The sequence below is a fragment of the Polaribacter sp. genome, from assembly GCF_965660385.1.
Taxonomy (GTDB): Bacteria; Bacteroidota; Bacteroidia; order Flavobacteriales; family Flavobacteriaceae; genus Polaribacter.
In genome coordinates, this window is the sequence record NZ_CBFHZT010000058.1 from 9,025 (window position 1) to 15,801 (window position 6,777).

Consider the following 6,777-nt stretch of genomic DNA (forward strand, 5'->3'; position numbering starts at 1 on the left):
TTTTTTCATTAAAAAAGGCGCTAATAATTTTGCTAAAAACTTAAAAGCATAGTAGAACAATAAGATGTAAACTAAAGTTTTTAATAAACCCATTTTGTATTTTATTAATAATTACCCAAAAATAACAATTTGTGCACAATTGCAGCGTTAACAAAGTATAAAACTTTAAGAAAGGTAAAAAAGTATGCAATCCTTTTAAAAACAGCATTTTTATGCTATGTTTGTTAAGTAAATCAATTTAAAAATAAAATTATTTTTTATGGTGAATAATTCTATTCAGAAATTCTTCTCAATCGTATTTCTTTTCGGGTTTTCATCGATTTACAGTCAATATACAGAAGTAATAAACTCTAACAAACCTGGCTTTTCTGAGAGTCCTTACAGTGTTGGTACTGGCGTTTATCAATTAGAAACCAATATTTTTTTTAGAGATACACAAATTGATCCTACTTTTTCTAGACCTGAATCTTTAGGTTTTGATTTGCTTTTTAGAACCAGTTTTTTTCTTGAAAAGTTAGAGCTAAATGTACAAGTTACCCAACAAAAAGATAAAATAGCCTTTAAAAATATATTTACTTCACATTATTTTGAAAGTAATATAAGCAGGCTAAATGTTAGTGCTAAATACTTACTTTATCAACCTAAATACAAAGATAAAAGTAAAGAAATAAGAAGCTGGAAAAAAAGATTTGCTTTCGACAAAAGAAGGCTTATACCCTCTGTTGCAATTTATGCTGGTGCTAATACAGATTTTGTGGGCGACTATTACAAAACTGGTACTATTTCGCCAAAATTAGGTTTACTATTACAACACAATTTAACCAATAAATTTAATATTATTACAAATGTATTTTATGATAAAATTGGAACTGATTTCTCAGAAATATCATACATAGTAACAGGAACTTATAATTTTAGCAATAAATGGTCTACTTTTATTGAAAACCAAATGCAATTTCAAGAATTTCAAAACAACATTAATTTTGGTACAGGTCTAGCGTTTTTATACAACAACAATTTGCAGCTAAATGCATCTGGAAGAATATTAACTGAAGGTTCTACACCTGGCTACTATGCTAGTTTTGGAGTATCTTATAGAGTAAATACGCACAAAGATGCTTTTAAAGAATTAGATGAAAATGGTAGGGTTATTAAAGAAACACCTATTTCTAAATACAATAAAAAACAAAAAGGTTTTTTTAGTAGACTTTTTAGTATTTTTTCAAAAAAGGACAAAAGGAAAAAATCCAGAAGCCGTTCTCGAAGAAAAAGGAATAATTAAAATGCCCAAATAATTATGATTACCCTAAAAGAAGTTACAACCAAAAGAGATGTTAAAAATTTTGTTTTATTTCCTTTCTCTCTTTATAAGAATAACAAATATTGGGTACCACCAATAATTAAAGACGAAATTGCCAATTTCGACACCAAAAAAAACCCTGTGTTTAAAAATGCAGATGCTCGCTTTTTTTTAGCCTACAAAGGCAAAAAAACTGTAGGTAGAGTGGTTGCCATTATCAATTGGTACGAAGTGAATAAGCAACAAATAAAAAAAATGCGCTTTGGTTGGTTCGATGTTATTGATGACATTGAGGTTTCTAAAGTACTTTTAGATAAAGTAAATGAAATTGGAAAAGCCAATAACTTAGCTTATATTGAAGGACCTGTTGGTTTTAATAATTTAGACAAAACTGGTGTTTTAGTAGATGGTTTTAATGAAATGGGCACTATGATTACTTGGTACAATCATCCATATTATAAAGACCATTTAGAGCAATTAGGCTTTGTAAAAGAAAAAGAATACCTTGAAAATAAATTTAAATTTAGAAATGTAGATGCTGTTTATTACAACAGAATGAGCAATATTGTAAAAAAACGGTATAAACTAACTGCATTAGACTTTGATAAAACCAAAGATATTATACCTTATGTAGATGAAATGTTTCAAGTTTTTAGTGCCTCTTACTCAAAACTATCAACTTATGTGCCCATTTCTGATGACCAAATAGAGTACTTTAAACGTAAATATATTACATTTATCAATCCAGAGTACATAAAGTTTGTTCTGAACGAAAATAAAAAACTGGTTGCTTTTGCTATAGTTATGCCTTCGTTTTCTAGGGCATTACAAAAAGCAAGAGGTAAATTATTTCCATTAGGTATTTTAAGATTGTTAAAAGCTAGAAAAATGGCAAAAGACGTTACTTTTTATTTAATTGGGGTGCATCCAGATTATCAAAATAAAGGAGTAACAGCCATTATTTTTGACCAATACACAAAAACCTTTAGCAAAAAAGGCATCATAAATTGTATCAGAACACCTGAATTAGAGGATAACGAATCCATTAAAAAGATTTGGGAAGATTTTAATCCTGTTACTCATAAAAGAAGAAGAACATATAGAAAAAGTATACAGTAGGACTATTGGCTATTGGCTGTTGGCAAAATTAAAAAGTGAAAACTTTTTTTATTTTAAGATTTTGTTACTTTTTTACTTTGTAACCCCATAACTTTGCTATTAATTTTAACTTTGAATCTTTACCAATGCAACTTTTTTTTAATGCTGATGTTGAAATAAACACCACTCAAGTTACTTTTGATAAAATTGAAAGCAGACACATTGTACGTGTTTTAAGAAAAAAAGAAGGTGACATTCTTAAAATAACGAATGGAAAAGGTTTTTTATTCGATGCAAAAATCACCATTGCCAGCGATAAAAAGTGTATTGCAGAAATTATTTTCTCAGAAAAAAAATCTAAACCTTGGCATTATTATCTGCATATAGCTATTGCGCCCACTAAAAACAACGACAGAACAGAGTGGTTTTTAGAAAAAGCCACAGAAATTGGGATAGATGAAATCACACCCATTATTTGTCAAAATTCTGAGCGAAGAGTCGTTAAGATTGAACGATTTGAAAAAATCATACAATCTGCTATGAAACAATCCTTAAAATTTACACTACCCAAATTAAATAAACCTATAAAATTTAATGAGTTTATCAATCAAGAATTTGATGGTAAAATTTGTATTGCACATTGTGAAGAAAATGAAAAAAAATCTTTAAAAGAAGTTGTAAATCCATCAGAAAAAACAACCATTCTTATTGGGCCTGAAGGTGACTTTTCTTTGGATGAAATTAAAAAAGCTTTGGCTAAGAATTGCACTCCTATTTCTTTGGGAGAAAGCAGACTCCGAACAGAAACTGCTGGTTTGGTGGCTGTACATACTGTTTCGTTATTAAATATATAATTTCTACTTTAGCGAAAACTCTGTTATGACCCATCAAGAAATTTTCAATCTTTTTTTGCTAGTTAGTGCAATGCATGGATTTTTGTTCTGTTTTCTTATTCTTTTCTCAAAAAACGGTAGAGAAAAGAGTATGATTTATATGAATTTATTGGTGCTGTCTATTTCTCTTAATAATATCCAATCTTGGATATTAGCAAAAAAATTTTTCATTGAATATTTTTTTTTAGACTACATACATATTCCTTGGCATTTTGTATCAGCCCCATTCTTTTATACATTTTTAATACATTATTTAAACATTGAAAAAGAAAGTAAATCTATTCTAAAATTGGCTCTACCTATTTTTTTACTTTTAATAATTATTCGAATAAGCTTTGTTTCATTTTATAGTGATAATGATTCTATCGAAGTAACATACTTGTTCGAGAAATACACCACTTTTGAAGAAATTTTTAGCCTTGTTGTATCACTAACTACTTTTGGATATTCTTTTCATATTGTTTCTAAAAGACAGGATTTGTTTTCACAAATTTTATCTTACGATAACCTAAAATGGGTATATAGCTTCTTTAAATTAGGTGTATCTATCTACATTTTTTGGATTGTTGCATTAGCCTTTACAGTAGTTTTAGACTTTAAAGATTTTATCTATTCTTATTATCCTTTACGTGTACTGACAACTGTTTTAATTTATTGGGCTGGATACCAATCAATACTACAATTAAGACTTTTAAAAGAGCGTAAAAATTTGCGTAAAAAATTAAATCTACAATCAGTTACAACTCAAACATTTGATACAAATACAAGTGATAACTCAGAATATTTAGATGCACTATTTGCAAAACTTGAAAAATTACTAGAATCAACTAGACTGTTTACTCAACCAAAAATTAATTTAGAGTTGTTAGCTAACGAATTAGATGTTAGTTCTAATAAATTATCTTCTTGTATAAAGAAAAATACATCCAATAATTTTAATGACTTCATAAATGGATATAGGGTGCATCTAGCTAAGGAACTATTAGTTGATAACGACTACAAACAATATACTATTACTTCTATTGGCTTAGAATCTGGTTTCAATTCTAAGTCCTCATTTTATTATACTTTTAAAAAATATACAGGAATTACTCCAGCTGCATATCAAAAATCTATTAAACTTTAATTTCTTTAAATTACTGTGTGTAGTTCATATTATAAAATTAGTCCTAAATATTATAAGTAAGTCCAGAATATTAATTTTCCTAATATTTTGGACTCTTGTTTTTATGTGGATGTATAATTTGGTTAAAAATTTCTATCTATTAAAATTGAGGATATAAACTTAAATAATATGAAAAATACAGTTTACATTTTAAGTTTTCTAATACTATTTCAAAGCTGTTATACTTATAAAAATTTTGAGATAAAAGATTATGATACTATACAACCAAAAAAAGTGAAAATTGAATTAAAAAACTCTATAACATATACTGGTAAAATTGTCAGATATGAAAACAACAACATAACATTAAAGAATCGTATTAAAACGATAATAATTTCTATTACTGAAATTGACAAAATAAAAGGGAGAGAATTTTCTTTATCAAAAACAATTTTATTAAGTACAGCAATTTCTGCAACAATTTTAATTGGTCTTGTTCATTTATTAATTGAAGGAATTGGAGAAGTACCTCTTACACCTTAATTATTAAAACAAAATTTATCATTCCCATTCGTCACAAATTGAGTTCAGATTCTCATTTACATCAAATATCTATAAAATAATACTATACTTAAACTTCTTAAAATCAATTACCTAAAAACAAATGACTCCAGAATCACACTATTCGTAATATTTGGGACTCTTAAAATTATCAAATTAAATAACTTTATACTATAAATCTAAAATCCTTCAATTATGAAAACTACATTCTTAAAAACAGCAATCTTAATTTTTATGACAACTATTTTTAGTTGCGAAGACAACACCAATACAAACGACTCTACAGGTAACGATTCTTTTTCTTGTTACGTAAATGGAAAACTCTATATACCTTCTGCTGGAACTGGTATTGGTGGTGGAAATATTAGACCTTTTGCTTGGGCATATGATGATAATGGCAAAAGAATCACTATAAATAGTGGGGGGGAATATACTCTATTTATTAACATTTTGACCCCAACAGAGGGTGAAAACAACTTAAATGAAGAATTAAGAAATTCACTTGATTATGGAAGTAAAGGAATGGTGGTGCATAATGAACTTATTTTTTATAATACTAAAAATAATCAAAATAATGGTTTTGTAAATTTCACTGAATTATCAGAAACTAGTGCATTAGGCACTTTTGAGTGTATCTTATATAATGACAAAGGAGATGAATTAAAAGTAACAAATGGCAAATTTAACTTATCATTGGATAGTAAAAAAAATTAAAAAAGACGGTTTCTGGTAACAACCGCCAAAATAGTTAAAAATAACAAACTCAAATTTATTAACATTTAACAATTCAAAATTATGAAAAAAATACATTTAAAAATATTCTTAATAGTAATCCTAAAATCTATATAATATGAAAAATTTATTCTTAAAAACAACACTATTACTTTTTGTCATAACCTTTTTTAATTGCGAAAACAAAGACCCAGAAGATCAATTACCACCAATTACACAAACTGGGGCAAATACCTTTGGTGCTATTATAGATGGTAAAGTTTTTACACCAAAAAATTCATTTACTTTTACTCCTGGAAGTAGTGAAAGAAGCGGATTACAAGTTTTAATTGGTCAAAATTTTTTAAATAACAATGGTGATGACAAGTGGATTATTAAAGCAAGTAACTATGAAGATGCACCTGAAACTTATATATATATATATATATATACCAACTTTAAAAAATAATATAAAAAATCACATAGTAGGTATAAGTAATGCAGATGAAAACTCTAATCTACCAAATACTCATATTTATACACTAATAGATTTAGGCAATAGACAGTACAGGTCTTTTAATAATTCTGGTAGTGTTATTTTTTCTAAAATAGACATCATAAATGGTATTTATTCAGGTACATTTTCTGTAAAACTTAAAAATAAAGACGATGAAAATGATATTATTGAAATTACCAATGGAAGATTTGATATTGACTTAAATACCGTAAATAACTAAAAAACGGTTGCTACCAACACCCGCCAAGTCATTAAATATAACAAACACAAATTTATCAATACTTAACACCACAAAATTATGAGAAAAATTATATCATATATTCCAAATTTCTTTTAAAATCCTTTTAAAATCTAACCAAAAAAATCATCAAAAAAACACTATTTATATAAAAATTGAGTCCAGAATTACCACAAACCTAAAAAAATTTTTATTCTTAAAAATATTAAATATTAATTATTTAAAAAATCAGTCCAGAATCTCACTTAATGTAATATTTGGAACTCTTAAAATTATCAAATTAAATAACTTTATACTATAAATCTAAAATCCTTCAATTATGAAACAATTATTTTTAAAAATAACTCTTTTGTT

The 6,777-nt window shown here is 26.8% G+C and carries 8 protein-coding genes; all 8 read left to right on the forward strand.

The genetic code is table 11. The features are described 5' to 3' along the window. Nucleotides 1-259: 259 nt before the first annotated feature. The 8 genes from ACTG3V_RS13395 (at nucleotide 260) to ACTG3V_RS13430 (ending at nucleotide 6,405) form a co-directional block, all read left to right on the forward strand. Nucleotides 260-1,282, forward strand: coding sequence for a transporter (locus tag ACTG3V_RS13395; protein WP_439132677.1), 1,023 nt, complete (start codon nucleotides 260-262; stop codon nucleotides 1,280-1,282). Nucleotides 1,283-1,297: 15 nt separating this feature from the next. After that, nucleotides 1,298-2,419, forward strand: a complete 1,122-nt coding sequence (locus tag ACTG3V_RS13400; RefSeq protein WP_439132678.1) for a GTP cyclohydrolase — start codon at nucleotides 1,298-1,300, stop codon at nucleotides 2,417-2,419. A 125-nt stretch (nucleotides 2,420-2,544) separates the two neighbouring features. Further along, nucleotides 2,545-3,252, forward strand: coding sequence for a 16S rRNA (uracil(1498)-N(3))-methyltransferase (locus ACTG3V_RS13405; protein WP_439132679.1), 708 nt, complete (start codon nucleotides 2,545-2,547; stop codon nucleotides 3,250-3,252). A 328-nt stretch (nucleotides 3,253-3,580) separates the two neighbouring features. Further along, a complete protein-coding gene (locus tag ACTG3V_RS13410) occupies nucleotides 3,581-4,417 on the forward strand; it encodes a helix-turn-helix domain-containing protein (RefSeq protein ID WP_439132680.1) in 837 nt (278 codons plus the stop codon). A gap of 168 nt (nucleotides 4,418-4,585) precedes the next feature. After that, entirely contained in the window at nucleotides 4,586-4,939 is a 354-nt protein-coding gene (locus tag ACTG3V_RS13415) for a hypothetical protein (RefSeq protein ID WP_439132681.1), read from the forward strand. Between the two features lie 213 nt (nucleotides 4,940-5,152). Then, nucleotides 5,153-5,671 (forward strand): hypothetical protein, encoded by a 519-nt coding sequence (locus tag ACTG3V_RS13420; RefSeq protein ID WP_439132682.1) that lies wholly within the window; start codon nucleotides 5,153-5,155, stop codon nucleotides 5,669-5,671. A gap of 136 nt (nucleotides 5,672-5,807) precedes the next feature. Continuing rightward, nucleotides 5,808-6,137, forward strand: a complete 330-nt coding sequence (locus tag ACTG3V_RS13425; RefSeq protein WP_439132683.1) for a hypothetical protein — start codon at nucleotides 5,808-5,810, stop codon at nucleotides 6,135-6,137. Next, a complete protein-coding gene (locus tag ACTG3V_RS13430; protein ID WP_439132684.1) occupies nucleotides 6,049-6,405 on the forward strand; it encodes a hypothetical protein in 357 nt (118 codons plus the stop codon). Before ACTG3V_RS13425 ends, ACTG3V_RS13430 begins: the two co-directional genes overlap by 89 nt. The last annotated feature ends 372 nt before the right edge of the window (nucleotides 6,406-6,777 follow it).

Excerpts from the sequence above, each read along its gene's own strand:
- ACTG3V_RS13400 (WP_439132678.1), top strand. The coding sequence starts at position 1,298 with ATGATTACCCTAAAAGAAGTTACAACCAAAAGAGATGTTAAAAATTTT.
- ACTG3V_RS13425 (WP_439132683.1), top strand. The coding sequence starts at position 5,808 with ATGAAAAATTTATTCTTAAAAACAACACTATTACTTTTTGTCATAACC.
- ACTG3V_RS13395 (WP_439132677.1), top strand. The coding sequence starts at position 260 with ATGGTGAATAATTCTATTCAGAAATTCTTCTCAATCGTATTTCTTTTC.
- ACTG3V_RS13405 (WP_439132679.1), top strand. The coding sequence starts at position 2,545 with ATGCAACTTTTTTTTAATGCTGATGTTGAAATAAACACCACTCAAGTT.
- ACTG3V_RS13415 (WP_439132681.1), top strand. The coding sequence starts at position 4,586 with ATGAAAAATACAGTTTACATTTTAAGTTTTCTAATACTATTTCAAAGC.
- ACTG3V_RS13420 (WP_439132682.1), top strand. The coding sequence starts at position 5,153 with ATGAAAACTACATTCTTAAAAACAGCAATCTTAATTTTTATGACAACT.
- ACTG3V_RS13430 (WP_439132684.1), top strand. The coding sequence starts at position 6,049 with ATGACAAGTGGATTATTAAAGCAAGTAACTATGAAGATGCACCTGAAA.